Source organism: Amaricoccus solimangrovi (genome assembly GCF_006385685.1).
Taxonomy (GTDB): Bacteria; Pseudomonadota; Alphaproteobacteria; order Rhodobacterales; family Rhodobacteraceae; genus Amaricoccus; species Amaricoccus solimangrovi.
Window position 1 is genome coordinate 194,687 of record NZ_VFRP01000004.1, and the last position, 24,841, is coordinate 219,527.

The 24,841-nt window shown below is 70.1% G+C and carries 33 protein-coding genes and 1 riboswitch; of the genes, 12 read left to right on the forward strand and 21 right to left on the reverse strand.

Annotated features, from left to right (window positions below):
- Position 1 precedes the first annotated feature (1 nt).
- From FJM51_RS07175 to FJM51_RS07190, 4 genes are all read right to left on the reverse strand, one after another.
- Positions 2–187: a zinc-finger domain-containing protein gene (locus FJM51_RS07175; RefSeq protein ID WP_140453437.1), complete on the reverse strand. Its 186-nt coding sequence runs from the start codon at positions 185–187 to the stop codon at positions 2–4.
- Positions 188–316: 129 nt separating this feature from the next.
- Complete coding sequence (locus tag FJM51_RS07180) at positions 317–1,264, reverse strand: SRPBCC family protein (RefSeq protein ID WP_140453438.1); 948 nt, start codon at positions 1,262–1,264, stop codon at positions 317–319.
- Positions 1,248–1,616, reverse strand: a complete 369-nt coding sequence (locus tag FJM51_RS07185; RefSeq protein ID WP_140453439.1) for an ArsR/SmtB family transcription factor — start codon at positions 1,614–1,616, stop codon at positions 1,248–1,250. The genes FJM51_RS07180 and FJM51_RS07185 overlap by 17 nt, the downstream gene beginning before the upstream one ends.
- Before the next feature lie 121 nt (positions 1,617–1,737).
- Complete coding sequence (locus tag FJM51_RS07190) at positions 1,738–2,121, reverse strand: HIT domain-containing protein (RefSeq protein WP_140453440.1); 384 nt, start codon at positions 2,119–2,121, stop codon at positions 1,738–1,740.
- Between the two features lie 127 nt (positions 2,122–2,248).
- On the opposite strand from FJM51_RS07190, the gene FJM51_RS07195 reads away from it, so the two are divergent.
- Positions 2,249–2,779 carry an isochorismatase family protein gene (locus tag FJM51_RS07195; RefSeq protein WP_140453441.1) on the forward strand — a complete coding sequence of 177 codons (531 nt, stop codon included), beginning with the start codon at positions 2,249–2,251 and terminating at the stop codon, positions 2,777–2,779.
- 2 nt (positions 2,780–2,781) lie between these two features.
- On the opposite strand, the gene FJM51_RS07200 is transcribed toward FJM51_RS07195, so the two are convergent.
- The 11 genes from FJM51_RS07200 to FJM51_RS07250 form a co-directional block, all read right to left on the reverse strand.
- Complete coding sequence (locus FJM51_RS07200; protein ID WP_140453442.1) at positions 2,782–3,780, reverse strand: adenosine kinase; 999 nt, start codon at positions 3,778–3,780, stop codon at positions 2,782–2,784.
- Positions 3,777–4,421: an endonuclease III gene (gene nth / locus FJM51_RS07205; RefSeq protein ID WP_140453443.1), complete on the reverse strand. Its 645-nt coding sequence runs from the start codon at positions 4,419–4,421 to the stop codon at positions 3,777–3,779. The genes FJM51_RS07200 and nth overlap by 4 nt, the downstream gene beginning before the upstream one ends.
- Before the next feature lie 88 nt (positions 4,422–4,509).
- Complete coding sequence (locus tag FJM51_RS07210; RefSeq protein ID WP_140453444.1) at positions 4,510–4,827, reverse strand: TraR/DksA family transcriptional regulator; 318 nt, start codon at positions 4,825–4,827, stop codon at positions 4,510–4,512.
- A 40-nt stretch (positions 4,828–4,867) separates the two neighbouring features.
- Positions 4,868–5,701 (reverse strand): bifunctional hydroxymethylpyrimidine kinase/phosphomethylpyrimidine kinase, encoded by an 834-nt coding sequence (gene thiD, locus FJM51_RS07215; RefSeq protein WP_140453445.1) that lies wholly within the window; start codon positions 5,699–5,701, stop codon positions 4,868–4,870.
- On the reverse strand, positions 5,698–6,342 hold the full coding sequence (thiE, locus tag FJM51_RS07220) for a thiamine phosphate synthase (RefSeq protein WP_140453446.1): 645 nt from the start codon (positions 6,340–6,342) through the stop codon (positions 5,698–5,700). Before thiE ends, thiD begins: the two co-directional genes overlap by 4 nt.
- A gap of 8 nt (positions 6,343–6,350) precedes the next feature.
- On the reverse strand, positions 6,351–7,151 hold the full coding sequence (gene thiM / locus FJM51_RS07225; protein WP_140453447.1) for a hydroxyethylthiazole kinase: 801 nt from the start codon (positions 7,149–7,151) through the stop codon (positions 6,351–6,353).
- A 45-nt stretch (positions 7,152–7,196) separates the two neighbouring features.
- A riboswitch (TPP riboswitch) is annotated at positions 7,197–7,294 on the reverse strand.
- A gap of 119 nt (positions 7,295–7,413) precedes the next feature.
- On the reverse strand, positions 7,414–7,905 hold the full coding sequence (locus FJM51_RS07230; RefSeq protein WP_140453448.1) for a F0F1 ATP synthase subunit B family protein: 492 nt from the start codon (positions 7,903–7,905) through the stop codon (positions 7,414–7,416).
- A gap of 4 nt (positions 7,906–7,909) precedes the next feature.
- Positions 7,910–8,446, reverse strand: coding sequence for a F0F1 ATP synthase subunit B' (locus FJM51_RS07235; RefSeq protein WP_140453449.1), 537 nt, complete (start codon positions 8,444–8,446; stop codon positions 7,910–7,912).
- Positions 8,447–8,516: 70 nt separating this feature from the next.
- Positions 8,517–8,753, reverse strand: coding sequence for a F0F1 ATP synthase subunit C (locus FJM51_RS07240; RefSeq protein WP_140453450.1), 237 nt, complete (start codon positions 8,751–8,753; stop codon positions 8,517–8,519).
- Between the two features lie 61 nt (positions 8,754–8,814).
- Positions 8,815–9,564 carry a F0F1 ATP synthase subunit A gene (locus FJM51_RS07245; protein WP_140453451.1) on the reverse strand — a complete coding sequence of 250 codons (750 nt, stop codon included), beginning with the start codon at positions 9,562–9,564 and terminating at the stop codon, positions 8,815–8,817.
- A 14-nt stretch (positions 9,565–9,578) separates the two neighbouring features.
- The gene (locus tag FJM51_RS07250) at positions 9,579–9,938 is read right to left on the reverse strand and encodes an AtpZ/AtpI family protein (protein WP_140453452.1); all 360 of its coding nucleotides are present in this window, start codon (positions 9,936–9,938) and stop codon (positions 9,579–9,581) included.
- Positions 9,939–10,172: 234 nt separating this feature from the next.
- On the opposite strand from FJM51_RS07250, the gene FJM51_RS07255 reads away from it, so the two are divergent.
- Positions 10,173–10,541 carry an ArsR/SmtB family transcription factor gene (locus FJM51_RS07255; RefSeq protein ID WP_140453453.1) on the forward strand — a complete coding sequence of 123 codons (369 nt, stop codon included), beginning with the start codon at positions 10,173–10,175 and terminating at the stop codon, positions 10,539–10,541.
- Positions 10,542–10,850: 309 nt separating this feature from the next.
- Here FJM51_RS07255 and FJM51_RS07260 read toward each other — a convergent pair whose 3' ends face one another.
- The 4 genes from FJM51_RS07260 to FJM51_RS07275 form a co-directional block, all read right to left on the reverse strand.
- Entirely contained in the window at positions 10,851–11,543 is a 693-nt protein-coding gene (locus tag FJM51_RS07260) for a L,D-transpeptidase (RefSeq protein WP_233713014.1), read from the reverse strand.
- A gap of 117 nt (positions 11,544–11,660) precedes the next feature.
- On the reverse strand, positions 11,661–12,626 hold the full coding sequence (locus FJM51_RS07265) for a Gfo/Idh/MocA family protein (protein WP_140453454.1): 966 nt from the start codon (positions 12,624–12,626) through the stop codon (positions 11,661–11,663).
- A gap of 71 nt (positions 12,627–12,697) precedes the next feature.
- The gene (gene rpoH / locus FJM51_RS07270; RefSeq protein WP_267901389.1) at positions 12,698–13,594 is read right to left on the reverse strand and encodes an RNA polymerase sigma factor RpoH; all 897 of its coding nucleotides are present in this window, start codon (positions 13,592–13,594) and stop codon (positions 12,698–12,700) included.
- A gap of 69 nt (positions 13,595–13,663) precedes the next feature.
- Positions 13,664–14,710, reverse strand: coding sequence for an RluA family pseudouridine synthase (locus tag FJM51_RS07275; protein WP_140453455.1), 1,047 nt, complete (start codon positions 14,708–14,710; stop codon positions 13,664–13,666).
- Here FJM51_RS07275 and FJM51_RS07280 point away from each other — a divergent pair.
- The 9 genes from FJM51_RS07280 (at position 14,709) to FJM51_RS07315 (ending at position 23,033) form a co-directional block, all read left to right on the forward strand.
- Positions 14,709–15,038 (forward strand): DUF6476 family protein, encoded by a 330-nt coding sequence (locus tag FJM51_RS07280; protein WP_140453456.1) that lies wholly within the window; start codon positions 14,709–14,711, stop codon positions 15,036–15,038. The genes FJM51_RS07275 and FJM51_RS07280 overlap by 2 nt on opposite strands.
- A 73-nt stretch (positions 15,039–15,111) precedes the next feature.
- A complete protein-coding gene (gene dnaG / locus FJM51_RS07285; RefSeq protein WP_140453457.1) occupies positions 15,112–17,100 on the forward strand; it encodes a DNA primase in 1,989 nt (662 codons plus the stop codon).
- A 108-nt stretch (positions 17,101–17,208) separates the two neighbouring features.
- A complete protein-coding gene (gene rpoD, locus FJM51_RS07290) occupies positions 17,209–19,269 on the forward strand; it encodes an RNA polymerase sigma factor RpoD (protein ID WP_140453458.1) in 2,061 nt (686 codons plus the stop codon).
- Between the two features lie 13 nt (positions 19,270–19,282).
- Positions 19,283–19,792 (forward strand): DUF8453 domain-containing protein, encoded by a 510-nt coding sequence (locus tag FJM51_RS26025; RefSeq protein ID WP_497707165.1) that lies wholly within the window; start codon positions 19,283–19,285, stop codon positions 19,790–19,792.
- Between the two features lie 37 nt (positions 19,793–19,829).
- Positions 19,830–20,084 (forward strand): type II toxin-antitoxin system Phd/YefM family antitoxin, encoded by a 255-nt coding sequence (locus FJM51_RS07295; protein ID WP_140453459.1) that lies wholly within the window; start codon positions 19,830–19,832, stop codon positions 20,082–20,084.
- Positions 20,081–20,335 carry a Txe/YoeB family addiction module toxin gene (locus FJM51_RS07300; protein ID WP_140453460.1) on the forward strand — a complete coding sequence of 85 codons (255 nt, stop codon included), beginning with the start codon at positions 20,081–20,083 and terminating at the stop codon, positions 20,333–20,335. Before FJM51_RS07295 ends, FJM51_RS07300 begins: the two co-directional genes overlap by 4 nt.
- 74 nt (positions 20,336–20,409) lie before the next feature.
- Positions 20,410–21,261, forward strand: coding sequence for a 3-mercaptopyruvate sulfurtransferase (sseA, locus tag FJM51_RS07305; protein ID WP_140453461.1), 852 nt, complete (start codon positions 20,410–20,412; stop codon positions 21,259–21,261).
- 3 nt (positions 21,262–21,264) lie between these two features.
- On the forward strand, positions 21,265–21,810 hold the full coding sequence (locus FJM51_RS07310) for a GNAT family N-acetyltransferase (RefSeq protein ID WP_140453462.1): 546 nt from the start codon (positions 21,265–21,267) through the stop codon (positions 21,808–21,810).
- Between the two features lie 41 nt (positions 21,811–21,851).
- Positions 21,852–23,033, forward strand: coding sequence for an amino acid aminotransferase (locus FJM51_RS07315; RefSeq protein ID WP_140453463.1), 1,182 nt, complete (start codon positions 21,852–21,854; stop codon positions 23,031–23,033).
- Positions 23,034–23,149: 116 nt separating this feature from the next.
- Here FJM51_RS07315 and FJM51_RS07320 read toward each other — a convergent pair whose 3' ends face one another.
- The gene (locus tag FJM51_RS07320; RefSeq protein WP_140453464.1) at positions 23,150–23,359 is read right to left on the reverse strand and encodes a cold-shock protein; all 210 of its coding nucleotides are present in this window, start codon (positions 23,357–23,359) and stop codon (positions 23,150–23,152) included.
- A gap of 174 nt (positions 23,360–23,533) precedes the next feature.
- The gene (dapB, locus tag FJM51_RS07325; RefSeq protein ID WP_140453465.1) at positions 23,534–24,349 is read right to left on the reverse strand and encodes a 4-hydroxy-tetrahydrodipicolinate reductase; all 816 of its coding nucleotides are present in this window, start codon (positions 24,347–24,349) and stop codon (positions 23,534–23,536) included.
- Between the two features lie 90 nt (positions 24,350–24,439).
- On the opposite strand from dapB, the gene rbfA reads away from it, so the two are divergent.
- Positions 24,440–24,835 carry a 30S ribosome-binding factor RbfA gene (gene rbfA, locus FJM51_RS07330; protein WP_140453466.1) on the forward strand — a complete coding sequence of 132 codons (396 nt, stop codon included), beginning with the start codon at positions 24,440–24,442 and terminating at the stop codon, positions 24,833–24,835.
- Positions 24,836–24,841: the final 6 nt, after the last annotated feature.

A 24,841-nucleotide genomic window follows, 5' to 3' on the forward strand; every position in this document is an offset into this window, starting at 1 on the left:
ATCAGTGGTGACCGGCTTCGGCGCCGGGCTTCAGCACGTAGCGCCTGTCGCAGTAGCCGCATTCGACATAGCCCTTCACGGGATCGATCTCGAGCCAGACGCGGGGATGTCCGCCCGCCCCGCCGCCCCCGTCGCAGGCGACGCGGCTCTTGGTCACTTCGATCATCTCCGGCTCGGGCGCAGGCATGAAGGGGCTCCGTGATTGGGCGCGGGTCGCGCCTGATTAGCCCCAAGTTAGCCGGGCGGCAATGGGCGCCGCAACGGGAGAAGCGGCGCCCGGCGCGGCGGACGACCAGACGGCGGGTGAGGCGGCGGGTCAGGCGGCGGCCGCGTCGAGCCAGGCGCCGAGCCGTCCGAGCGTGCGCTTCCCGCCCTCGATCGCGCCGAAGGTGCGCGCGACGTTGTCGCGCACCTCGACCGAGGCGAAGCGCATCGTGAGCGTGAGCCGGGTGCCCTCCGGCACGGCCGCGAAGGTCACGTCGGTGTCGAAGACCGAATCCTCCACCTCGTCCTCGCCCTGGTGGCGATAGGCGAGATGACGCGCCGGATCGACGGTGACGAAGCGGATCCGGTTCGGATAGTTCCGCCCCTCCGGCCCGTGCATGGTGAACTGCCAGACGCCGTTCTCGCGGAAGTCGAAGGCATGCGTCGTGGTCGTGAATCCGTCCGGCCCCCACCATTCCCCGAGCGCGCCGGCCTCCGACCAGGCGCTCCAGACGTGCCGGGGCGGATGCGGAAAGATCCGGATGAGCCGGATCACCGGCTCGCCCGCGGGCGCCGGGTCCGCGGCGATCATCTCGGAGAGGCGGGCGTCGAGGCGCGCGAGCGCCTCCGCCCAGCCCGCGCGATGCAGGTCGCGGGTCGCCTCGTCGGCGAAGGGACCCATCCCGAGGCCGAGCCGGGTGCCCTCCTCCCGGTCGGAGAGGGTGAATTCCACCCGGTATTCCGGGCCGCGCGGCCCGTCCCCCGCCACGCGGCGCTGGCTCTGCGCGATCCGGCGGCCGGGATCGATCTCCAGATAGACGCCCTCGACCCAAGCCAGCGCCCCGTCCGCGCCGGTCATCTCGCAATGCCAGGCGCCGCCCTCGCGGAAGTCGCCGGCGCCGTCGGTCACGGTGAACCCCTCGGGCGCGCACCAGCGCCGCTGGCGGGGGCCTTCGGCCAGGGCGGCGAAGACGAGGGCGCGGGGCGCGTCGACATGGCGGGTGAGTTCGAACCGGTACCCCGGCCGGTCCGCCGTCCGGGTGTCACTGCTCGCTTCCATCGGAAATCCCCCCTCTCAGCTCCGGCGGGCCGGGGTCGAACGCGTGAAGCGTCAGGTCCCAATGCCCGCGATATTCGTCGAGCCAGTCCGAAACCGCCCTGAGGGGCGCGGGTTCCAGACGGCAGGGGCGCCATTGCGCCGCGCGGCCGCGCGCGATCAGCCCGGCGCGCTCCAGCACCTTCAGATGCCGCGAGACGGCGGGCAGGCTCATCGCGAAGGGCGCCGCGATCTCGCCCACCGTCGCCTCCCCCCGGGAGAGCCGCGCGAGAATCGCCCGGCGGGTCGGATCGGCGAGCGCCGAGAGTGTCGCGGAGAGCGCGTCGGGCTCATGGGCCGGAACGAGCAGGGCCATGCTATTTAGCAGGTTCGTTAATTAACATGTCTGCTAAGTACACGGATCGGGGCGCCGCGTCAATGCGGCGCCCCGTCTCAGGCCCGTCTCAGGCCCGTCTCACGCTTCTCCCGGCCACGCCTCAGCTGGCGGCGACGAGCATCCGCCCGAGCGGCCGGCCCGCGAGGATATGGATATGCATGTGCGGCACTTCCTGATGCGCGTTCTCGCCGGAATTGGCGATCAGCCGGTAGCCCGCCCCGCCCTCTCCCGGGGCGGCGCCGAGCTCGCGGGCGATCCGGGCGACGGTCCGGTTGAAGTCCACGATCTCCTCGGCGCTGGCCTCGGCGCCGAAATGGTCGAAATTCACATAGGCCCCCTTCGGGATCACCAGCACATGCGTGGGCGCCTGGGCGCGGATGTCGTGGAAGGCGAGGCAGTGCTCGGTCTCGAGCACCGTCTTGTTCGGGATCTCGCCGCGCAGGATGCGGGCGAAGATGTTCTCGGGATCGTAGTCATAGGCCATGCGATTGCCTCCCTCTGGGTTCCGGCGCGAAGCAAGAGGCAAAGCGCGCCGAGGTCAAGCCCGAGCCGCGCTTGCCAAGCCGGCGCGGTTGGAGGAGCCTCGGTCGGTGACCGGCGGAGGGAGAGCGATGCTGCTGAACGCGCGAGGCTCGGAGCTTCTGGTGATCGACGTCCAGCCCCGGCTGATGGCGGCGATCGACCAGGCGGCGGCGATGATCCTGAACCTGACGCGGCTCACGCGCGCGGCGCGGATGCTCGGCGTGCCGGCGCGCTTCGCCGAGCAGAGCCCGGAGAAGCTCGGGGCCACGCTGCCGGAACTCGGCGCCCGGCCGGAGGAGGTGATGGAGAAGGCGACCTTCGACGCGCTGGCGACGCCCTCGGTCGCGGAGCGGCTGAACCTCGAAGCCACGCTGGTCGTCGCCGGGGCGGAGGCGCATGTCTGCGTGACGCAGAGCGTGCTCGACCTGCTCGGGCGCGGCGCGAAGGTCGCGGTGGTCGCCGACGCGGTCGGCTCCCGCGCCCCGGCGAACCGGGAGGCGGGGCTCGCGCGCATGGCGCGCCACGGCGCGGAGATCGTGACGACCGAGATGGTCCTCTTTGAATGGCTCGGCGCCGCGACGCATCCGGAGTTCAGGGCGGTCACCGCCCTGATCAAGTAGGGTCAGACGAGCCCGCCGTTCGCGAAGAGCTCGCGCAGATCCGCCTCCGGCCGCGCGCCGATATGGCTGATTACCTCGCCCGCCGCCGCGCAGCCCATGCGCGCGCAGGTGATCCAGTCGCGCCCGGTGGCGACGCCGAAGAGGAAGCCCGAGGCGAAGAGATCGCCCGCGCCGGTCACGTCGACCACCTTCGCATCGGCCGCCGCCGGCGCGTGCACCCGCGTCTCGCCGGCTAGCACATGCGCGCCCCGCGCGCCGACCGTGCAGGCGGTGATCGGGATCTCTCCCTGCGCGCGCAGCATCGCCGCTTCCAGATCGTCGGTCTGGTAGAGCGACTGGAGCTCGTGCTCGTTCGCGACCAGCAGGTCGACGTCGTCGCGGATCATGCGCAGGAACTCGCCCCGGTGCCGTTCGACGCAGAAGGGATCGGAGAGGGTGATCGCCACGCGCCCGCCCGCGGCCTTCGCCGCCCGCACCGCCTTCTCGAAGGCCGCGATCGAATCCGGCCCGTCGAAGCGGTAGCCTTCGAGGAAGATCCATTCGGCCGCCGCCATCTCGGCCTCGTCGATGTCGGCGGGCGCGAGGAATTCGGACACGCCGAGATAGGTCGACATCGACCGCTCGCCGTCCGGGCTCACCAGCACCATGCAGCGCCCGGTCTCCGCCGCGTGCTCCTTCGGGGCGAGCGGCGTCGCGTAATGCGCGCCTTGCGCGCGCAGGTCATGGGCGAAGATCGCGCCGAGCTGATCGTCCTTCACCTTGCCGACATAGGCCGTGCGCGCGCCGAGCGCCGCGAGCCCCGCGATCGTGTTCGCAGCCGAGCCGCCGGAAACCTCCCGCGCCGGACCCATCCGGCCGTAGAGTTCGACCGCGCGGTCGGTATCGATCAGCGTCATGATCCCCTTCTCGACGCCATTCGCGGTCAGGAACTCGTCCTCGACCGTGGAGATCACGTCGACGATGGCGTTGCCGATGCCGACAACCTGATAGGCCTTGTTCAAAGGTTCTTCTCCTCGAACTCACAGAGATCACGAATGAGACAGAGCCGGCACGCGGGCGCGCGGGCGCGGCAGACGTAGCGGCCGTGCAGGATCAGCCAGTGATGGGCGTGGAGCTGGAAGGGCGCGGGCACGTGGTCTTCGATCGCCCGCTCCACCGCCACCACGTCGCGCCCAGGCGCGATGCCGGTGCGGTTGGCGACGCGGAAGATGTGGGTGTCGACCGCCTGCGCCGGAAAGCGCCACCACATGTTGAGAACCACGTTCGCGGTCTTGCGCCCTACCCCCGGCAGCGATTGCAGCGCGGCGCGCGAACTCGGCACCTCGCCACCGTACTGCTCGACGAGGATGCGCGAGAGCGCCATCACGTTCTTCGCCTTGTTGCGGTAGAGGCCGATGGTGCGGATGTGCTCGATGAGCCGCTCCTCGCCGAGATCGAGCATGGCCGCGGGCGTCGTCACCTCGCGGAACAGCGCCTCGGTCGCCTTGTTCACGCCCTTGTCGGTCGCCTGCGCCGAAAGCGCGACGGCGACGAGCAGCGTATAGGCGTTGACATGGTTGAGCTCGCCCTTCGGTTCGGGCTCGGCCGCGTGGAAGCGGCTGAAGATCTCGTGGATCGTGAGGTAGTCGAGCTGCGCCGCCATGCGCCCTCCCTTCGCACGGGCCGCGCGGCCCGGCAAGCGCGAGAGCGCTTCCGGACCCCGCGAAACACGGTTGGGCGGGACGGCGCGGTCAGCCCGCGCAGTCGCGGCAGGTCGCGGCGTGCGGCACGGCGTCGAGCCGTTCCTCGGCGATCGGCTCGCCGCAGACGGCGCAGGTTCCGTAGCTGCCCTGCCGGATCCGGTCGAGCGCCGCCTCGATCATCCGGATCTCCTGCAGGCCCGCGGCGCCGAGATCCTCGAGCACCTCCTCGTCCTCGCGCTCGACCGCTTCCTCGCCGGTGCCGACCGGCTCGTCGAGCGCGTCGTCGATCCGGTGCAGCCGCGCGTTCAGGTAGTCGAGCCGCGCCCGAAGCTGCTTCTCGTGAATCTCGACGCTCGATTCATTCATGGCCTTCTCCCCATCCCGGAGCGTTCCGGTGCTTTTTCGCTCAGCCAATGCCCTGGGGGCCATCCTTGTCAAGGCCGCGCCAGAGCGCGTGGAAATGATGGACCGGCCCGTGCCCGTGCCCGACCGCGAGTTCTTCCGCCGCCGCGATCGCGCCGGAGAGCCAGTCCTTCGCCCGGCGCGCCGCGACCTCCGGCGCCGCCCCCCGCGCCAGTTCCGCGGCGAGCGCGCTCGAGAGCGAGCAGCCGGTGCCATGGGTGTTGCGCGTCGGAACCCGCGGCCCTTCGAGCCAGGCGAGGCCCGCCGCCGTCGCCAGCACGTCCGGGCTCGCCTCGCCCGCGAGGTGCCCGCCCTTCAGGAGCACCGCCTCCGGGCCGAGATCGAGAAGCGCGCGGGCCTGATCCGCCATCTCCGCCCGCGACGTCGCCTCGTCCCGGCCGAGCAGCGCGGCGGCCTCGGGCAGGTTCGGCGTCAGCATCGTGGCGACGGGCAACAGCGCGGAGCGGAGCGCCGCCACCGCCTCGGGCATCAGAAGCGCGGCGCCGCCCTTGGCGATCATCACCGGGTCGAGCACGACCGGCACGCCCCGGAGCGGCGCCAGCGCGGCGCCGACGGCCTCGGCGACCTCGGCCACGCCGATCATGCCGATCTTGACCGCGTCGACGCGGATGTCGGCGAGGATCGCCTCGATCTGCGCGGCGACGAAGGCGGGCGGGACCGGGTGGATGCCGGCGACGCCGGTGGTGTTCTGCGCGGTGAGCGCGGTCAGCACCGCCATGCCGTAGCCGCCGCGCGCGGCGAAGGTCTTCAGATCGGCCTGGATCCCGGCGCCGCCCGAGGGATCGGAGCCCGCGATGGTGAGCAGGTTCGGGATCACGCCACGCCCTCCCGCGCCAGCGCGATCTCGCCCGCGAGCGCGCGGCTCGCCGCCTCCGGATCGGGCTGGCCGCAGATCGCCGAGACGACCGCGAGGCCCGCCGCCCCGGCGGCGAGCACAGCGCCGGCGTGGCCGGGCTTCAGCCCCCCGATCGCGACCGAGGGGACCGGGCTCGCGGCCACGAGGCGCGCCAGCCCGTCGAAGCCGATGGCGGGCTTGTGGCCGGGCTTCGTCCCGGTCGCGAAGACCGGACCCGCGCCGGCGTAGTCGACGAGCGCGGGATCGATCGCGCGGGCGAGCGCCTCGGTCTCGACGGAGAGACCGAGGATCGCGTCCGCGCCGATCCGGGCCCGCGCCTCGGCCGGCGACATGTCCTCCTGGCCGATGTGGAGCCCGTCGGCGCCGAGCACGCGCGCCGCCTGCACGTCGTCGTTGACGATGAGCGGCACGCCGGAGCCCGCGAGCGCCGCCCGGAGCGCGCGGCCGCTCTCGATCATCCGGGCGGTCCCGCCCTCCTTGTCGCGCAGCTGGATCATCGTCGCCCCGCCCCGGACGGCGGCGCGCGCGGTCTCGACGAGGCCGGGGCCGGCGCAGAGTCCGGGATCGAGCACGAGGTAGAGCGAAAGGGCTCGGGGGTTCATCGCATGTCTCATGCGGGAAGGACGCGGCCGGGCGCGTCGAGTTCCGCCGGGCCGACCGCCGCCAGCGCGTCGAGGAACATCCAGCCGAAGCCGCCGGGGCCCCGCGCCTCGCGCGCCGCCATCTCGCCGGCGGCGGCGAACATCGCCAGCGCCGCCACCGTGGCCTCGAAGAGCCGGTCGGGGCGGGTGGCGGCGAAGGCGCCGACGAGGCAGGTCAGCGCGCAGCCGAGCGCCGTCACCCGCGGCATCAGCGGCGAGCCCCCCGCGATCCGCGCCGAGCGCGTGCCATCGGTCACGAAATCGACCTCGCCCGTGACCGCGACCACCGCCCCGCTCGCGCGGGAGAGCGCGACGGCCGCGCCCTCGGCGGCGGCGACCGGGTCGCCGCTGTCGACGCCCCGCCCCGAACCGGCGCCGCCCGCGAGCGCGAGGATCTCGGAGGCGTTGCCGCGCAGGATGTCGGGGCCGAGCGCCATCAGCCCGGCGGTGGCGCGGCGGCGGAAATCGGTGGCGAAATGGGCGACGGGGTCGAGCACCCAGGGCCGGCCCGCCGCCTTCGCCGCCTCGGCCGCGGCGCGCATGCCGCCGAGCCATTCGGGCGAGAGCGTGCCGATATTGACGGTCAGCGCGCCGGCGATCGCCGCGAATTCGCCGGATTCGCGCATGTCATGCACCATCGCCGGCGAAGCGCCGGCCACGAGCAGCGCGTTGGCGGCGATGTTCATCGCGACGAAATTGGTGATGCACTGGACGAGCGGCGCCCTGGCGCGCATCTCCTCGAGAAGGGTTCCCGGACCCGGCTCCGCCATCTTTTCCTCCCGCGCGGGGGGAAGCGGCCCGGCGGGGCGAGGCGGCCCCGATCCGAAACGGCTCCCTCCGCCAGCATGATCTGGTTCAGGTTCGAAGGGTGCCTCTCAGCCCGCGCGGCACGCGGGCGCCCCCGGTTTCAGGGCGGTTTTCTGGCAGATCGGGGCGGCGAAGTCACGCCGAAACCGCGCGCCGCCCCCAAAGCGGACAGGCCCGCTCCGGGGTGGAGCGGGCCTGTCGGGATCCGGTGTCCGGGAAACGGGGTCAGTGCAGGCGCGCGCCGACCTCGGAAATCGCCGCGTCGATCATCGCATTGCCGTCGGAGGCCTTGATCCGGTCGCGCAGCACATCGCCCGCGGCCGCGACCGCGACGTTGACGGCGCGGTCCTTGATCTGGCGGATCGCGGCCTTCTCGGCGGCGTCGATCTGGTCGGTCGCGGCCGAGAGGCGCCGGGCGACCGAGCGGCGGATGTCCTCCTTGGCGGTCTCCGCCGCGCGCTCGGCATCGGCGCGCGCGTTGGCGACGATCTCGTCGGCCTGGTCGCGCACTTCCTTCTGCTTGCGCTCGTAGCTCGCGAAGAGCGCCTGGGCCTCCTCGCGCAGCGCCCGCGCCTCGGCGAGATCGGCCTTGATGCGCTCGGCGCGCTGGTCGAGCTTCGAGGCGAGCAGCCCCGGCACCTTCAGGTAGCCGAGCACGGCGACGAAGATGAGGAAGCCGAGCGTGACGACGACTTCGGTGTTGTTGAGGAAAGCCATGGCGTCAGCCCTTCAGCCGGTTGGCGACGGCCGCGCCGACCGCCTCGGAATCCGCGGCCTTCGGCACGAAGGCCTCGACGATCGCCTGCGCGGTCTCGAGCGCGACTTCCTCGACGCTGCGGGTCGCGCTGTCCCGGATGTCGCGGATCCGCGTTTCCGATTCCGCCGTCTTCGCGGCGATCTCGGCGTCGGCCTTGGCCATCAGGGTGGAAAGCTCCGCGTTGATCTGGGCCTTGGTATCGGCGGCGATCTTCTGCGCCTCCTCCCGCGCGGTGGCGAGGGCGGCGTTGTAGGATGCCTCGGCCTCCTCGGCGCGGCGCTTGTAGAGCGCGGCCTCCTCGAGGTCGTTGGCGATCGCGTCGTTGCGCTCCGCGAGCACCGCGGCGATGCGCGGCAGCGCGAAGCGGGTCAGGATGAAATAGAGGGCGACCAGGGCGACGATCAGCCAGAAGATCATGTTCGGGTAGGTGGTGACGTCGAGCTGGGGCATGCCACCCTCGGCATGTTCCAGCTGGATCTCACTCAGGGTCTCGGTCGCCATGTGTCACTCCGGCAGGGGCTCCGTGCGCGCCGCCCGGATTGGCGGCGCCCGTCAGGTCTCGATCGTAGGATCAGACCGCGAACATCAGCAGGAGCGCGACGAGGAACGAGAAGATCCCGAGCGCCTCGGCGAAGGCGATGCCGATGAAGAGCGTCGCGGTCTGCTCGCCGGCCGCGCTCGGGTTGCGCAGCGCGCCCTGCAGGAAGCTGCCGGCCACGTTACCGACACCGATGCCGGCGCCGCCGATCCCGATGCAGGCCAGGCCCGCGCCGAGGTACTGACCGAGTTCCGCGATATTGCCTTCCATAGTGGGTCTCCCGTGGATTGGAATGGCTTCAGAAATGAGTTCGGAGCGGGGGCTCCCGGCCTCAGTGGCCGGGATGCAGGGCGTCGTTGAGGTAGACGCAGGTCAGGATCGCGAAGACATAGGCCTGGACGACCGCGACCATGAGTTCGAGCGCGTAGATCGTGCTGATCGCGAGGATCGGCACCACCGAGAAGAGGCCGAGCGCGCCGGCGAAGCCCGCGAAGACCTTCAGCACCGCGTGGCCCGCCATGATGTTGCCGGCAAGTCGGACGCTGTGGCTGATCGGGCGGACGAAGTAGGAGATCACCTCGATGAGCGCGAGCACGCAGCGCAGCGCGACCGTCGGCGCGCTCGACACCCAGAACAGCTTCAGGAAGCCCGCGCCGTGCTTGGCGAAGCCGATCGCGGTGACCGAGATGAAGACCGCGAGCGCCAGGATCACCGTGACGGCGATGTGCGACGTGGTCGAGAAGCTCGTCGGGATGAGGCCGAGCAGGTTCGCGAACAGGATGAAGAGGAAGAGGGTGATCACGTAGGGGAAGTACTTCACCCCGTGCTTGCCCGTGACGTCCTCGACCATCTTGTAGACGAAACCGTAGGTGAGTTCGGCCATCGACTGGCCGCGCGAAGGGATGAGCGCCCGGCCGCGCGAGCCGAAGACCATGAGCAGCGACACCGCCACCACGGTGATCCCGAGCCAGAGCGTCGCATTGGTCGGCGTGTACCAATGGATCTCGTCGCCGCCGAACAGCGGCTTCAGCAGGAACTGCTCCATCGGGTGGATATTGAAACCGCCGCCGCCTTCCGCCATCGCGCTCTCGCTCCCTAGCGCGGATCCTCGGGATCCGTGTCCGAATTCGCGGGGTCGCGGCCCATCAGCGCGGCCTCTCCCCGATGTTCCTTCACCTCGGCCGCGGTGCGCAGCATCGTCCGGACGCCGGCCGCGAAGCCAAGAAGGGCGAAGACGAGAAGGAACGCGGGTCGCGTCCCGAAGAGCTCGTCCAGCCCGTAGCCAATTCCGATGCCGAGGACCATGCCCACGACGAGTTCGATCACCATCCGCCAGGCAAGCGAGCCCTGCTGGTACTCGCTCGGCCGCCGCTCCGGCTCCTTGCGCTGCTCCCGGGCCGCCGCCAGGCGATCCTCGAGCCGCTTCATGCGTTCCGCGAACGGATCCTCGGACATGGAACATCGCCCCCCGGCCAGTCCTTCGCGCGGGACAGGTGGTAACGGATCGTTGAAGGCCGGTCAAGGCCGGGATTTACTCTTCCATTCGGTTTAACATGTTGATTTCATTATAGTCGAACTCCGGCACCGGCGCTTTGTCGCGGGCGCCGCGCCGCGCGCCCGGGCGCCGGTCCGGCCGGGTTGAAGGCGCGCTTCCGGCGCCCCATAGTCGGCGGAGGAGAGGGGAGCGCGATGCGGGACGCGGAGGAACTGGATCTCGACCGGGTCTTCGCCGCGCTCGCCGATCCGACGCGGCGCGCGATCCTGACCGCGCTGCTCGCGGGGGAGGCCAGCGTGAGCGACCTCGCGGCGCCCTTCGACATCTCGCTCGCGGGGGTTTCCAAGCATCTCCAGATCCTCGCCCGCGCCGGGCTCGTCAGCCAGGTCCGCGCCGGGCGGGAGAAGACCTGCCGGCTGGAACCCGACGCGCTGAACGCGGCCGCGATCTGGATGCGCGGCTTCGGCGGCTTCGAAGGGGTCGATCTCGACGCGGTCGAGCGGATCCTCGAAGGGCTGATCGGGGAGGACGGGGAGCGCGCCTTTCTCCCGGGTGAAGACTAGACGCGCCTCCCGGGAGGCGGCGGAGCGGCCCTTTGGCCGCGAGTCCGGTTTCTCCCCGCCTGTTGTCGGGACCCCTCGCTCCGGTCCTTCGGGCCGGCGCGGGCTTCCCGATGGATTTCATGCCATATGAAACAGAGGAAGAAGCAAGTGACGGGCCGGGCGCCCGGCGGGCGAACGGCCGGCGGGTGTAAGGAGGCGCGCCGCTTCGGGCCGAGCGCCCCGACAGGCGAAGGTCGTGAAGCGCGCCGCGGGCGCGGCCTTGCCACGGGCGGAGCGCCCGACGCGGCGCCACCGCCCGGAGGGCCGCTCTCAGATGACGCGGACCGGCGCGCCGAGCCTCACGCGGTCATAGAGGTCGATCACGTCCTGGTTCAGCATCCGGAAACAGCCGGAGGACGCCGCCCAGCCGATGCTGCCGGGCTGGTTGGTGCCATGGATCCGGAAGCCGGAATCCGCGCCCCCGAAATAGATGTAGAGCGCCCGGGCGCCGAGCGGGTTCCGGGGACCGCCCGGCATGCCCCCGGCCCAAGGCCGAAGCGAGGGATCGCGTGCGATCATTTCCGGGGGCGGCGTCCAGCCCGGCCAGCGCGCGGTCCGGGCGATCCTGCCCTCCCCGGTCCAGCCGAAACCCTCGCGCCCGATCGCGATCCCGTAGCGGATCGCCTGGCCGCCCGGCTCCACGTAGTAGAGGAACGGTCCCTTGGTATCGATGACGATCGTGCCCGGCGCCTCGGCGCCCGCGTAAGGCACGGTATGGCGCAGCAGGCCCGGCGGGAAGCGGCCGACGTCGATGGCGGGAATCGTCCAGGCGCCATCGGGGCGGGCGGCGTAGAGCGCGGGATCGACCGGCTCCGTCTCGGGGGAGAGCGACAGCCGCGCCGCCTCCGGGCTCTCCGCCTGGACCAGGCCCGCGGGCTCCGTCGGGGCGCAGGCGCCGAGCGCCAGCGCGAGGCAGGCCGCGCCCGGGGCCATCGCGGTACGAATGCGCGAAAGAAGAATCATCCTCTCACCGGCGAACGAAATGAAGCGGCGCCCCGACCATAGCACAGGGGCGCGCGATTCCGCCGCCGGACCCGTCGTTCCGGCCGGTTTTTCTCGCGGATTGGTTGACGGGACCGTTCAGCCGCGGGCGGCGTCGTAGATCATGTCGATCATGCGCTGGTTCCCGCGGGAGAATTCGAGCGGGCAGGCGTAGTCCGCGCCATCGAGCACCGCGGCGTTGAACGCGTCGATCTGCGCCCGGTACTGGTCCGCCGCCGGGAACCGCTCGATCGTCGTCACCCCGTCGGCGGCGCGAAGCTCGATCGCCGACTCGCCGTAGACGCGGGCGTTGAACGGCGTCGTGACCGAGACGAAGCCCTTGTCGCCATGGAAGACCATCTGTTGCCGGGGCGCCATCCGCATCGAGACGTAGAAGTCGAGCAGGAAGCCCGGGAATGCGACCCGCGCCGTGGCGGTCGCGTCGATCCCCATGTCCCAGTCGATCACCGCCGAGGCGGAGACGGGCTCCGCCCCGGTGACGAAGCGGGTGGTGACGCTCGGATAGACGCCGATGTCGCGCAGCGCGCCGCCGCCGAGTTCGGGCATGTTGCGGATGTTGGCCGCGTCGGCGTTGAAGAAGCTGAAGGCGCCCTGAACGAGGCGGAGCGTTCCGATGGCGCCCGAGTCGACGAGCTCGCGCACCCGGCGCCATTGCGGATGATGCGTGACCATGAAGGCCTCGGCCGCGAGCAGGCCCGTCTCGTCGCGGAGCGCGATCAGGGGATCGATCTCCTCGGCGCGAAGGGCGATCGGCTTCTCGCAGAGCACGTGCTTTCCGGCGCGCAGGCAGCGCGCCGTCCACTCGACATGCTGGCTGTTCGGCAGCGGAATGTAGACGGCGTCGATACCGGGATCCGCGAGCATCGCGTCATAGTCGTCGAAGACGCGCAGGCCCGGATAGACCGCGAAGGGCTCCGCCTTCCCCGGCGAGCGGCTCGCCACCGCCGCGACGACGCCGCGGTCGCTGATGTGGATCGCCGGCGCCAGAAATTCCCGCGCGATCTTCGCCGCCCCGAGAATACCCCATCTCACCGCCTCGGCCATGCCGCCCTCCGTTCACAGGTCGGGCGGACCCTAGGGCGGAAGGCGGCGGGAGGCAAACGGCGAACCGCGCGTCAGTTGACCGAAGGCACGAGACCGGTCTCGGCGGCGCGCTCGCGCATCACCTTCTGCAGCTTCTCGAAGGCGCGGACCTCGATCTGGCGGATGCGCTCGCGGCTGACGCCGTATTCCTGGCTCAGGTCCTCGAGGGTCATCGGCTCGTCCTTCAGCCGCCGCTCGGTCAGGATGTGGCGCTCGCGCTCGTTGAGGCTTCCCATCGCCTCCATCAGCAGGCCCTGCCGGCTCTCGAGCTCGTCGCGCTCGGCGAGCGCGGCGGCCTGGTCGGCGTCCTCGTCCTCGAGCCAGTCCTGCCACTCCGCCGTGCCCTCGCCGTCGCCCTTGATCTGGGCGTTGAGGCTCGCGTCGCCGCCCGACATCCGGCGGTTCATCGAGATCACCTCGTCCTCGGAGACGTTGAGGTCATGGGCGATCCGCGTCACGTTCTCGGGCCGAAGCTCGCCGTCCTCGATCGCGCCGATCTTGTTCTTCGCCTTGCGCAGGTTGAAGAAGAGCTTCTTCTGCGCCGCCGTGGTGCCCATCTTCACGAGGCTCCACGAGCGCAGGATGTATTCCTGGATCGAGGCGCGGATCCACCACATCGCATAGGTCGCGAGGCGGAAGCCCTTCTCGGGCTCGAACCGCTTGACCGCCTGCATCAGGCCGACATTGGCCTCCGAGATCACCTCGGCGATCGGCAGGCCGTAGCCGCGATAGCCCATGGCGATCTTGGCGGCGAGACGCAGATGGCTCGTCACCAGCTGGTGCGCCGCGTCCGTGTCCCCGTGATCGACCCAGGCCTTGGCCAGCATGTATTCCTGCTCGGGCTCGAGCATCGGGAACTTGCGGATCTCCTGCATGTACCGCGACAGACCCTGTTCGGGCGACGGCGCGGGAAGTTTCGTATAGCTCACGCATCCTCCTCTCGCCGGGGCGATCCCCGGCTCGCTGTCATATAGTATGAACCGACCGTTCTTCTAATGTTAAACATCCGCGTGACCGAGCCGGCGCAGCCGGTCGACCAGATCGCGGAAGTCCCCGGGCGGCGGCGCCTCGAAGCGCATCGCCTCCCCCGTCACCGGATGAACGAAGCCGAGCGTCCGGGCGTGCAGCGCCTGACGCGGGAAACCGGCCTCGACCCCCACCCGCTTGCCGTAAACGCGGTCGCCGATCAATGGATGCCCGGCGAAGGTCATGTGCACGCGGATCTGGTGGGTCCGCCCGGTCTCGAGCCAGCATTCGACGAGCGAGGCGACCGGCGGCGCCCCGGGCGGGCCGAAGCGTTCGAGCACGCGCGCCCGCGTCACCGCGCGGCGTCCGTCCCGGCTCAGCACCGCCATGCGCTTGCGATCGCCCGGATGCCGGCCAATCGCCCCCTCGATCCGGAGCACGCCGCCCGGCTCCCAGGAGATGCCCGCGAGTCCCCGGAGCCGGGGATCCGCCGGGTCCGGCGCGCCGCGCACCACGGCGAGGTAGCGCCGTTCGAGGTCATGCGCCTTGAATTGCGCCGCGAGCCCCTGATGGGCGGCGTCGTCCTTGGCGACGACGAGCAGGCCGGAGGTTTCCTTGTCGATCCGGTGGACGATGCCGGGGCGTATCTCGCCGCCGATGCCAGAGAGCGAGCCGCCGCTGTGATGGAGAAGCGCGTTGACGAGGGTGCCGTCCCGCTGGCCGGGCGCCGGATGCACGACGAGCCCCACGGGCTTGTCGAGAACGATCAGATGGGCATCCTCATAGACGATTTCAAGCGGGATGTCCTCCGGTTGCGCGGCGGCGGGAATCGGCGCGGGCAGGGTCAGCGTGAACTCTCCCCCCGCGACCCGCGCCTTCGGGTCGGAGACGACCACGCCGTCGGCGCGCGCGACCGCGCCCTCCGCGATCAGCGCCTGGAGGCGGGAGCGGCTGAGGCCGAGCCCCTCTGGCACCGCCGCCGCCAAGGCCTTATCAAGCCGCGATTCGGGGCCGGCGGCCAGCGCGACCCGGATCTCCCGCGGCGGGGGAATGCGAGACGAAGGCGGAGGCAAAGTCATGGCCCGCGGGGCTCCCGATAGCGAGGAATTGCCGGAAACGCCGTCGCTGCGCCGGCTGAGGCGGCTCGTGACGACGCTGACGATCACGTTGATCCTCGGCGTGATAACGGTCGTCGCGCTGCTTGTCATCCGCCTCGCCCAGATGACGCCGCCGCCACCCCTGCCCGCGACGATCGCCCTGCCGGCGGGCGAGCGGGCGACGGCGCTGACGCGCGGCGCGGGCTGGGTCGCGGTCGTGACCGTCGACGCCGGGGGCCGCGAGCGGATCCGGGTGATCGACGCCGAGACCGGGGCTCCGCGCGGCGTGACCGAGATCGCGCCCCGCTGAGCCCGGCCGCGGCTTCCGCTCCCCCCGCCAGTCTGGCACACTCTCCCGATCACACGAATCTCCGAAAGACGCGATGTCGCTTCCCCCCGGTTTCATCGACGAACTGCGCGATCGCGTGTCGCTCGCCCAGGTGATCGGGCGCAAGCTGACCTGGGACAGGAAGTCCAACGCCGCGCGGGGCGACTACTGGGCGCCCTGCCCGTTCCACCAGGAGAAATCGGCCTCGTTCCACGTCGATGACGCGCGGGGCTACTACTACTGCTTCGGCTGCCACGCGAAGGGCGACGTGGTGACCTTCCTGCGCGAGACCGAGAATCTCGGCTTCATGGAGGCGGTGGAGCGGCTCGCCGGGATCGCCGGCATGACCATGCCCGCCCGCGATCCGGAGGCGGCGAAGCGCGCCGAGAAGCGCAACGGCCTCGTCGAGGCGATGGAGGCGGCGGTCCAGTTCTACCGGATGAACCTGCATGGCGCGCGCGCGATCGAGGCGCGAAGCTATCTCGACCGCCGGGGGCTGACCGCCGGCACCCAGACGCGTTTCGACCTCGGCTACGCCCCCGACAGCCGGACGGCGCTGATCGAGCATCTGAAGGGCAAGGGCTTCGCGGTCGAGAAGATCGTCGAGGCGGGGCTCGCCGGGGTGCCGCGCGAGGGCGGCGCGCCCTATGACCGTTTTCGCGGCCGGATCATGTTCCCGATCCGCGACGCCCAGGGCCGCGCCATCGCCTTCGGCGCCCGCGCGCTCGGCCCGGGGCAGGAGCCGAAATACCTCAACTCGCCCGAGACGCCGCTCTTCGACAAGGGCCGCGGCCTCTACAACATCGGCCCGGCCCGCGCGGCGGCGGGCAAGGCCGGGACGATCCTCGTCGTCGAGGGCTACATGGACGTGATCGCGCTCGCCCAGGCCGGATTCGAGAACGCCGTCGCGCCGCTCGGCACCGCGATCACCGAGACGCAGCTGCGGACCTTCTGGCGGATGACGCCGGAGCCGCTCGTCATGCTCGACGGCGACGCGGCGGGGCTGCGCGCGGGGCAGCGGCTGATCGACCTCGCGCTGCCGCTTCTCGGCGGGGGCCAGTCGCTGCGCTTCGTGATCCTGCCCCCGGGCCAGGATCCCGACGACGTTCTGCGCGACGGGGGGGCGGCGGCGATGACGGCGTTGATCGGCGCGTCGCGGCCGCTGCTCGACCTGCTCTGGAGCCGGGAGACCGAGGGCGCGGTGCTCGACAGTCCGGAGCGGCGCGCCGCGCTCGACGCGCGGCTGCGCGCGCATCTCGGCAGGATCGCGGACCCGGGCCTGCGCGCGCATTACGAGGCCGAGATCCGGACGCGCCGCGCCGAACTCTTCGCGCCCCGGCGCGACGGCGCGGCGGCGGGACGGCGGACAGGCGGAACGCGCAAGGCGGCCCCGCCGCGGCGCGGCCGCGCGCCCGCGGGCGGACCGGTCGCGAGCACGCGCGCCTCGCTGCTCGCGCGGGGCGAGGCGGCGATCGCCGAGGCGCGGGTGCGCGAGAGCGCGATCCTCTACGGCTGCCTGAACCACCCCGAGATCGCGCTGGCGCAGGAGGAGCGACTCGGCCGCGCCGATTTCCACTGCGCCGATCTCGCGGAGATTCGCGACGCCCTCTTGTCCGCGCTGCTCTCCATCCTAAATGGCGAATCGCGCGCCGAATCGGTGGCGACTCTCGTGGCACGGCGGCTGGGGCGGGACGTGTTGGCGGATCTCGATTGTCTCGGACAGGTTCGGGCGAACCCGCATCTGCGCGCCGACGCGGATCCGGAGAAGGCCGCGCTCGCGGTCGAGGAGGAACTGATCCGTCAGGCGGCGCTGACCGGCTGGCTGGCCGAGACGCGCGACGCGGCGGCCGGGCTGAGCCGCGACACGGTGGACTGGATCGGACCGAGATTGCGCCGCGCCGCCGAGGCCGCGCACGAGGCGGGCATCAGGCCCCTCGCCGGGGAAAACGCCGATCTCGGGATCGAGCGCGAGGAATTCGCCTCCACGCTGGCAAGCGTGGAAGAGCAGCAACGGGCGCACAGGAACCGGAAGCGAAAATCCTGAGCATTTGAGACGAATCATTGCGAATCATTGCGAATCACTGATTCGTGCGAGACATACCGAGACTTCTCCCGAACGGGATCCCCCGGGACGCAAGGCATGGAGTTGAGAATGGCGAAAGACATGGAGCCGCGCAAGCCCGAGGAAGGCCAGGACAACTCCGGCCCGATGCTGGACATGAGCCAGGCCGCGGTCAAGAAGATGATCGCGGCGGCCAAGGCTCGCGGCTATATTACCTATGACGAACTGAACCAGGTCCTGCCGCAGGATCAGGTGTCCTCGGAGCAGATCGAGGACGTGATGGCGATGCTCAACGAGATGGGTATCAACGTGACCGAGGCGGACGACAGCGACGACGAGGAAGAGGGCGGCGAGACCGCCGAGGCATCGGAATCCGACAGCGGCTCGCGCGAGCTCGCGGTCACCTCGGTCGGCGGCGAATCGCTCGACCGGACCGACGATCCGGTGCGCATGTACCTGCGCGAGATGGGTTCGGTGGAGCTCCTGTCCCGCGAGGGCGAGATCGCGATCGCCAAGCGCATCGAGGCGGGGCGCAACACGATGATCCTCGGGCTCTGCGAGAGCCCGCTCACCTTCCAGGCGATCACGATCTGGCGCGACGAGCTGCTCGACGAAGCCATCATGCTGCGCGACGTGATCGACCTCGAGACCACCTTCGGCGCCTCGATGGAGAGCGACGAGGTCGAGAGCGTGCTCTCGGCGCTCAAGAGCACCTCCGATCCGCTCGGCGAGCCGGCGCCCGGCCTTCGCCCCGCCCGCCCGGCGCCCGCGGCCGCCCCGGCGCCGGCCGCCGCCCGCGACGCGCAGGCGGCGGACGAGGAGGAGGAGGAGGACGGCGCCCCCACCCCCGCCGACGAGGAGGAGGAGGAGGATCAGGGCAACCTGTCGCTCGCCGCGATGGAGGCGGCGCTGAAGCCGCAGGTGCTCGAGACGCTCGACCGGATCGCCGGCGATTACGCGCGCCTCGCCGAGATGCAGGACAGCCGCATCTCCGCGACGCTCAATCTCGACGAGACCTTCTCCTCGGGCCAGGAGCGGGAATACCAGCGGCTGCGCGGCGAGATCGTGGAGCTCGTGAATTCGCTCCACCTGCACAACAACCGCGTCGAGGCGCTGGTCGACCAGATCTACGGGATCAACCGCAAGATCATGGCGCTCGACGGCGCGATGGTGAAGCTCGCCGACCAGGCGCGGATCAACCGCCAGGAATTCATCGACGAATACCGCGGCACCGAACTCGAGCCCGGCTGGCTCGACCGCGTCGCCAGGCTCGGCGGCCGCGGCTGGGACCAGCTCGCGACGCGCTACCGCGACAAGGCGGAGGACATCCGCTTCGAGATGGCCGAGGTCGGCCAGTATGTCGGCGTCGACATCTCCGAATTCCGCCGCATCGTCTCCCAGGTCCAGAAGGGCGAGAAGGAGGCGCGGCAGGCGAAGAAGGAGATGGTCGAGGCGAACCTCCGCCTCGTGATCTCGATCGCGAAGAAATACACGAACCGCGGCCTGCAGTTCCTCGACCTGATCCAGGAGGGCAACATCGGGCTGATGAAGGCGGTCGACAAGTTCGAGTACCGCCGGGGCTACAAGTTCTCGACCTATGCGACCTGGTGGATCCGGCAGGCGATCACGCGCTCGATCGCCGATCAGGCGCGCACGATCCGCATCCCGGTCCACATGATCGAGACGATCAACAAGCTGGTCCGCACCGGCCGCCAGATGCTCCACGAGATCGGCCGCGAGCCGACCCCGGAGGAGCTGGCCGAGAAGCTGCAGATGCCGCTCGAGAAGGTCCGCAAGGTGATGAAGATCGCCAAGGAGCCGATCTCGCTCGAAACGCCGATCGGCGACGAGGAGGATTCGCAGCTCGGCGATTTCATCGAGGACAAGAACGCGATCCTGCCGCTCGACAGCGCCATTCAGGGCAACCTGAAGGAGACGACGACGCGGGTGCTGGCCTCCCTCACCCCGCGCGAGGAACGCGTGCTCCGGATGCGCTTCGGGATCGGCATGAACACCGACCATACGCTCGAGGAGGTCGGCCAGCAGTTCAGCGTCACCCGCGAACGCATCCGCCAGATCGAGGCGAAGGCGTTGCGGAAGCTGAAGCACCCGAGCCGGTCGCGGCGGCTCAGGAGCTTTCTGGATCAGTAACTGGCCTTAAACGATGGCTCTCAGTGATAGCCTCTCTGCAGCGGCTCTGGTTGTCGCGCTAATAGCCCTATGGTTAACGTGGGTGTCTTGGCGTCGGCAGTTTCGGCCTATTGTATCGGCTGCGGTTAAGACGCGAGCCTCTGGAAATGCTGCGACGATCTACGATTTAGTGCTCCAGAACTCCGGCACTATGCCAGCTCGGAATATTTCCATTCGAGCCAAGTCTGAAACTCTTCAGGCAGCACTCGGAGAACAAGCCACCCAAAGCCAGAAGCAGCAATGGCTCGCTTGCTTCGAGCCAAGCAAATCGATACGAATCCTACAAAATGGCGACACAACATCTTGCTCATTCGGCTTTACGAGCAGAGAGGAGACCAGTTTTTGGAAATACGGTTCAGAAATCGAATTAGATATCATATATTACGATTGGTTTGAGCGCAGAATTTCTGAAACTCAAATCATATGCATCGAAAATTCTAAAAGTTTTACTCCCTACCATTGGACTGACGGAGACGACGGGTAGCATTGACTGAGCGTACGCAATTACGTATACTTGCCCCGTGCGAACCCTCTCCTCCGCCGCCCTGCGCGCCAACCTTTCCGCCGAGATGGACAAGGTGAACGACGACCACGAGCCGGTCATCATCACCCGCGCCAAGGGCAAGCCCGTGGTCATGGTTTCGCTCGAAGATTGGGCCTCGATGGACGAGACGACGTATCTCCTTTCCAGCCCGCGCAACGCTGAACGCCTTCGGGAAGCCGTGGAAGGCCTGAAGGCGGGCGACGCGGTCCGGCGCGACCTGATCGAAGAGTGAACCTCGCCTTTCATCCCGCGGGCTGGGACGACTATCTTCACTGGCAAGCCACCGACAAAGCGATGCTCCGCAAGCTGAACGGCTTGATCCAGGAATGCATGCGTCACCCGTTCGAGGGCACAGGCAAGCCCGAGCCGCTCAAGGGCGATCTCGCAGGCTTCTGGTCTGGCCGGATCGACCGCGAGCATCGGCTGGTCTACCGCGTCACGGCGACGGCCGTCGAGATCGTCCAGTGCCGCTACCACTACTGATCCGCGCCCTTCCCACCCTTGCCGCCGCTCCGAAAGCCCGGTAATCCCGGACCGACAGCGATGGAGAAGGGCCAATGACCGCCAGCGATCAAAGCCTTCTGGTCTCGACCGACTGGCTCGCCGCGCATCTCGGCGCCCCGGATATCCGGGTGCTCGATGCGAGCTGGCACATGCCGGCGGAAGGGCGCGACGCCCAGGCCGAGTACCGGGAGCGCCATATTCCCGGCGCGCGTTTCTTCGATATCGACGAGATTTCCGACGAGCAGTCCGACCTGCCGCACATGGCGCCGCCGGTCGAGAAGTTCATCAGCCGGATGCGCGCGATGGGCATCGGGGACGGGCACCGGGTGATCGTCTACGACACGAAGGGCCTCTTCAGCGCCGCCCGGGTCTGGTGGCTGTTCCGCCTCTTCGGCAAGACCGACGTCGCCGTGCTCGACGGCGGCTTTCCGAAATGGCTGGCCGAGGGGCGGCCGGTCGAGGACGGGACGCCGATCCTGCGCGACCGGCATTTCACCGCCCGCCGCGACGCGAGCCTGGTGCGCGACGTGACCCAGGTCGCGGCGAGCGCGAAGCTCGGCGACGCGCAGATCGTCGATGCCCGCTCGCCCGCCCGCTTCCGGGGCGCGGAGCCGGAACCGCGGCCGGGGCTGCGCTCCGGGCATATCCCGGGGGCGTTCAACGTGCATTACGCGGCGCTCGTGAACGCGGACGGCACGCTGAAGGCACCCGATGAGCTCAGGGCGGCGTTCGAGGCGGCCGGGGTCGATCTCGCGAAGCCGGTCGTGACCTCCTGCGGCTCGGGCGTCACCGCGGCGGTGCTGAGCCTCGCGCTCGAACGCCTCGGCCACCGGCAGCACGCGCTCTACGACGGGTCATGGGCCGAGTGGGGCTCCTACCCCGATCTCGCGGTCGAACAGGGGTAGGGCATGAGCCTCAAGGCCGGCGACAGCGTCGAAGTGACGATCACCCATCTCGAGATGGCGGCGCGGCCCGCGCATCCGATCCCGCACATGCCCGCCGGCGCCCCCTCGATGCTGGTCGCCGCCGAGCGGCCGCCGGCCTGGTACTTCCTCCAGCTCTACGACGCGGTCGGCGCCGATTACGAATGGACCGACCAGCACCAGCGGAGCACCGAGGAACTCGCGGGGCTCCTGCGCGATCCGAAGGTGACACTCTGCACGCTGATCCGGGCGGGCTGGCCGCACGGGTTCTTCGTGCTCGACGCGCGCGCCGAGGGGGTCTGCGACCTGTCCTATTTCGGGCTGGTGGCGGAGGCGATGGGCCAGGGGCTCGGCACCTTCCTGCTCTGCACCGCCGTCCACATGGCCTGGGACCAGCCCGGCACGCGGCTCGTCACGGTCAACACCAACACGCTCGACCATCCCCGGGCGCTGCCGCTCTATCAGAAGGTCGGCTTCCAGCCCACGCGGCGCGAGGTCGTGACCCGGATCCTGAATCGCGACCGCGCCTGACGGAAGGCCGCGCGCGCGCCCCGCGCCCCGGAGGAGAACCCATGCTCGAAGCCCTGAATACGCCCGCCCCCGACAAGATCATCGAACTGATGGGCCTCTACGCGGCCGACACCCGGGAGGACAAGCTCGACCTCGGCGTCGGCGTCTACAAGGACGCCCAGGGCCGCACGCCGATCATGCACGCCGTCAAGGCGGCGGAGAAGCGGCTCTGGGAGGAGCAGACGACGAAATCCTACGTGGCGCTGCTCGGCGACACGGAATTCGTCGAGCAGATGCGCGGCCTCATCTTCGGCGAGGCGGTGCCCACCGACCGGATCGCGGGCTGCCAGACGCCCGGCGGCACCGGCGCGGTGCACCAGCTCTTCGAGCTCATCCAGCGCGCCGACCCGGAGGCGAGCGTCTGGTATTCGGATCCGACCTGGCCGAACCACCCGGCGATGCTCGCCCATCTCGGCATCGAGGCGAAGACCTACCGCTATTTCGATGCCGCGACCTGCGAGGTGGATTTCGAGGGCATGCTCGCCGATCTCGCCGGAGCGAAGGTCGGCGATGTCGTGCTGCTGCACGGCTGCTGCCACAACCCGACCGGCGCCAATCCGACGCTGGAACAGTGGCGCACGCTGGCCGAGCTCTTCGCGCGGCGGGGGCTCGTGCCGATGATCGACCTCGCCTATCAGGGCTTCGGCGACGGGATCGATTCCGACGTGGCGGGCCTGCGCTACATGGCGGGACAGGTGCCCGAGATGCTGGTCGCGGCCAGCTGCTCGAAGAACTTCGGCCTCTACCGCGACCGGGTCGGCGCCGCCTTCGCGATCAGCTCAGCCCCGAACCTGACGCCGATCGCGCGCGGCAACCTCGCCTCGCTCAACCGGATGAACTTCTCCTTCCCGCCCGATCATGGCGCGAAGACCGTCGCGATCATCCTCGGCGACAGCGGGCTCCGGATGGACTGGGTCACCGAGCTCGAGGGGATGCGGCGCGGCATGCTGACGCTGCGCCAGAGCTTCGCCGAGGCGCTGCGGCGGGCGACGAATTCCGACCGCTACGATTTCGTCGCGACCCACCGGGGCATGTTCTCCCGGCTCGGCCTCACGCCCGAACAGGTGGCCCTGCTCCGGAGCGATCACGGGATCTACATGACCGGCGACAGCCGGATCAACATCGCGGGGCTTCCGGCCCAAGGGCTCGACAAGCTCGCCGCCGCCATCGCGGCGGTGGAATAGGACCCGCGGCAGGCACCGGTCCCAACGAAAAGAGGCCCGCGCGGGCGGGCCTCAGGTCGCGCCCCGAGGGGCGCGGGCGGCCGGATCCGTCAGGCGGACCGGCCTTTGACGCGCGATCAGCGCACCAGCGCGATCTGGCTGGCCGAGGTGCGGCCGTCGCGGCCGGTCTCGAGCTCGTAGCTGACCTTCTGTCCGTCCGCGATCTCGCGAAGCCCGGCGCGCTCCAGCGCCGAGATGTGCAGGAACACATCCTTGCCGCCGCTCTCGGGCTGGATGAACCCGAAGCCCTTGGTGGCGTTGAACCATTTCACAGTGCCGTTGGCCATTCTCTTCGTCTCCAGTGAAGCCGCCCGCGAAATGCGGCGGCCGCGGGTCAAGTCAAACCAAGATCGATAGTCTGACCGGCGAGACGACGAGCAGATAGTTCGAGAGGTAACTTTACCGGCTGCTCACCTACGACAGAATCGGCCTCCGCGCAACGGGATTTGCCCGCGCCCGGCTCAGAGACCGAGGCCGAGCACGTCGCGCATCGTATATTCGCCGGGCGCGCGCCCCTGTCCCCAGAGCGCCGCGCGCACCGCGCCGCGCGCGAAGAGCATGCGGTCGCTCGCGACATGGCCGAGCGTGACCCGCTCGCCGGCGCCGGCGAAGAGCACCTCGTGCTCGCCGATCACGTCGCCGCCGCGCAGGCTCGCGAAGCCGATCGCCCCCTCGGGCCGCGGGCCGGTCAGCCCGTCGCGGCCGGCGACGCGCGCCTGGTCGAGCAGGACGCCCCGTCCCTCCGCCGCCGCCTCGCCCAGCATCAGCGCCGTGCCGGAGGGCGCGTCGACCTTGTGGCGGTGGTGGGTCTCGACGATCTCGATGTCGTAATCGGGGCCGAGCACCGCCGCCACCTTCCGGGTGAGCTCGACGAGCAGGTTGACGCCGACGCTCATGTTGCCGGAGCGCACGATCACCGCGTGGCGGCCGGCGGCGCGCAGATGCGCGAGATGCGCGGGCTCGAGCCCGGTCGTGCCGATCACATGCGTCAGCCGCGCCTGCGCCGCGAGTTCGGCGAAGCCCACCGTCGCCTCCGGCGTCGTGAAGTCGAGCACCGCCTGGCTGCGCGCGAAGACCTCGAGCGCGTCGTCGTCGACCTTCACGCCGACCGGCGCGCCGCCCATCGCCTCGCCGAGGTCCTGCCCCGCCCAGGGGTGCCCCGGCCGCACCGTCGCACCGCTGAGGTAGGCGCCCGGCGCCTCCTCGACCGCCGCCACCAGCATGCGCCCCATCCGGCCGGCGGCGCCGACGACCGCGATCCCCACGCCCTTTTCCATGCTATTCTCCCGTCCAGTCGCGCGGATCCTCCGGGGCGAAGCGACGCCGCCGCCCTTGACTCCGCGCGCGCGTGATAGGATGTGACCCGGATGGCAAAGACAAGACCCCTTTCCGGCGGCCCGAGCCAGCGCCAGCTGCGCGTGGCGGAGGTGATCCGGCGCGCGCTGTCGGACATCCTCGCCCGCGGCGACGTGCACGATCCCGAGCTCGGCTCGGCCTCGATCACCGTGGCCGAGGTCAAGGTCTCGCCCGACCTCAGGCATGCCACCGTCTTCGTCCTGCCGCTCGGCGGGGTGAATACCGAGGGCGTGCTGAAGGCGCTGACGCGCAACCGGCAGGAGTTGCGCCGGCAGGTGACGGGCCAGATCGACCTGAAATTCTCGCCGGAGCTGAGCTTCCAGCCGGACCGGCGTTTCGACCAGATGGACCGGACCCGCGAATTGCTGAATTCGCCCGAGGTGCGCCGGGACATCGATTCCGACTGACGAGGT

Bases quoted from the DNA above. Each gene is read 5' to 3' on its own strand.
- thiE (WP_140453446.1), bottom strand. From the start codon at position 6,342: ATGAACCCCCGAGCCCTTTCGCTCTACCTCGTGCTCGATCCCGGACTC.
- FJM51_RS07175 (WP_140453437.1), bottom strand. From the start codon at position 187: ATGCCTGCGCCCGAGCCGGAGATGATCGAAGTGACCAAGAGCCGCGTC.
- rbfA (WP_140453466.1), top strand. From the start codon at position 24,440: ATGGCAAAGACAAGACCCCTTTCCGGCGGCCCGAGCCAGCGCCAGCTG.
- thiM (WP_140453447.1), bottom strand. From the start codon at position 7,151: ATGGCGGAGCCGGGTCCGGGAACCCTTCTCGAGGAGATGCGCGCCAGG.
- FJM51_RS07315 (WP_140453463.1), top strand. From the start codon at position 21,852: ATGCTCGAAGCCCTGAATACGCCCGCCCCCGACAAGATCATCGAACTG.
- FJM51_RS07195 (WP_140453441.1), top strand. From the start codon at position 2,249: ATGCTGCTGAACGCGCGAGGCTCGGAGCTTCTGGTGATCGACGTCCAG.
- FJM51_RS07255 (WP_140453453.1), top strand. From the start codon at position 10,173: ATGCGGGACGCGGAGGAACTGGATCTCGACCGGGTCTTCGCCGCGCTC.
- FJM51_RS07310 (WP_140453462.1), top strand. From the start codon at position 21,265: ATGAGCCTCAAGGCCGGCGACAGCGTCGAAGTGACGATCACCCATCTC.
- FJM51_RS07275 (WP_140453455.1), bottom strand. From the start codon at position 14,710: ATGACTTTGCCTCCGCCTTCGTCTCGCATTCCCCCGCCGCGGGAGATC.
- FJM51_RS07280 (WP_140453456.1), top strand. From the start codon at position 14,709: ATGGCCCGCGGGGCTCCCGATAGCGAGGAATTGCCGGAAACGCCGTCG.
- FJM51_RS07230 (WP_140453448.1), bottom strand. From the start codon at position 7,905: ATGGCTTTCCTCAACAACACCGAAGTCGTCGTCACGCTCGGCTTCCTC.
- FJM51_RS26025 (WP_497707165.1), top strand. From the start codon at position 19,283: ATGGCTCTCAGTGATAGCCTCTCTGCAGCGGCTCTGGTTGTCGCGCTA.
- FJM51_RS07235 (WP_140453449.1), bottom strand. From the start codon at position 8,446: ATGGCGACCGAGACCCTGAGTGAGATCCAGCTGGAACATGCCGAGGGT.
- FJM51_RS07210 (WP_140453444.1), bottom strand. From the start codon at position 4,827: ATGAATGAATCGAGCGTCGAGATTCACGAGAAGCAGCTTCGGGCGCGG.
- FJM51_RS07245 (WP_140453451.1), bottom strand. From the start codon at position 9,564: ATGGCGGAAGGCGGCGGCGGTTTCAATATCCACCCGATGGAGCAGTTC.
- FJM51_RS07190 (WP_140453440.1), bottom strand. From the start codon at position 2,121: ATGGCCTATGACTACGATCCCGAGAACATCTTCGCCCGCATCCTGCGC.
- dapB (WP_140453465.1), bottom strand. From the start codon at position 24,349: ATGGAAAAGGGCGTGGGGATCGCGGTCGTCGGCGCCGCCGGCCGGATG.
- FJM51_RS07240 (WP_140453450.1), bottom strand. From the start codon at position 8,753: ATGGAAGGCAATATCGCGGAACTCGGTCAGTACCTCGGCGCGGGCCTG.
- FJM51_RS07260 (WP_233713014.1), bottom strand. From the start codon at position 11,543: ATGATTCTTCTTTCGCGCATTCGTACCGCGATGGCCCCGGGCGCGGCC.
- nth (WP_140453443.1), bottom strand. From the start codon at position 4,421: ATGGCGGCGCAGCTCGACTACCTCACGATCCACGAGATCTTCAGCCGC.
- FJM51_RS07180 (WP_140453438.1), bottom strand. From the start codon at position 1,264: ATGGAAGCGAGCAGTGACACCCGGACGGCGGACCGGCCGGGGTACCGG.
- FJM51_RS07320 (WP_140453464.1), bottom strand. From the start codon at position 23,359: ATGGCCAACGGCACTGTGAAATGGTTCAACGCCACCAAGGGCTTCGGG.
- FJM51_RS07250 (WP_140453452.1), bottom strand. From the start codon at position 9,938: ATGTCCGAGGATCCGTTCGCGGAACGCATGAAGCGGCTCGAGGATCGC.
- FJM51_RS07185 (WP_140453439.1), bottom strand. From the start codon at position 1,616: ATGGCCCTGCTCGTTCCGGCCCATGAGCCCGACGCGCTCTCCGCGACA.
- FJM51_RS07265 (WP_140453454.1), bottom strand. From the start codon at position 12,626: ATGGCCGAGGCGGTGAGATGGGGTATTCTCGGGGCGGCGAAGATCGCG.
- rpoD (WP_140453458.1), top strand. From the start codon at position 17,209: ATGGCGAAAGACATGGAGCCGCGCAAGCCCGAGGAAGGCCAGGACAAC.
- dnaG (WP_140453457.1), top strand. From the start codon at position 15,112: ATGTCGCTTCCCCCCGGTTTCATCGACGAACTGCGCGATCGCGTGTCG.
- sseA (WP_140453461.1), top strand. From the start codon at position 20,410: ATGACCGCCAGCGATCAAAGCCTTCTGGTCTCGACCGACTGGCTCGCC.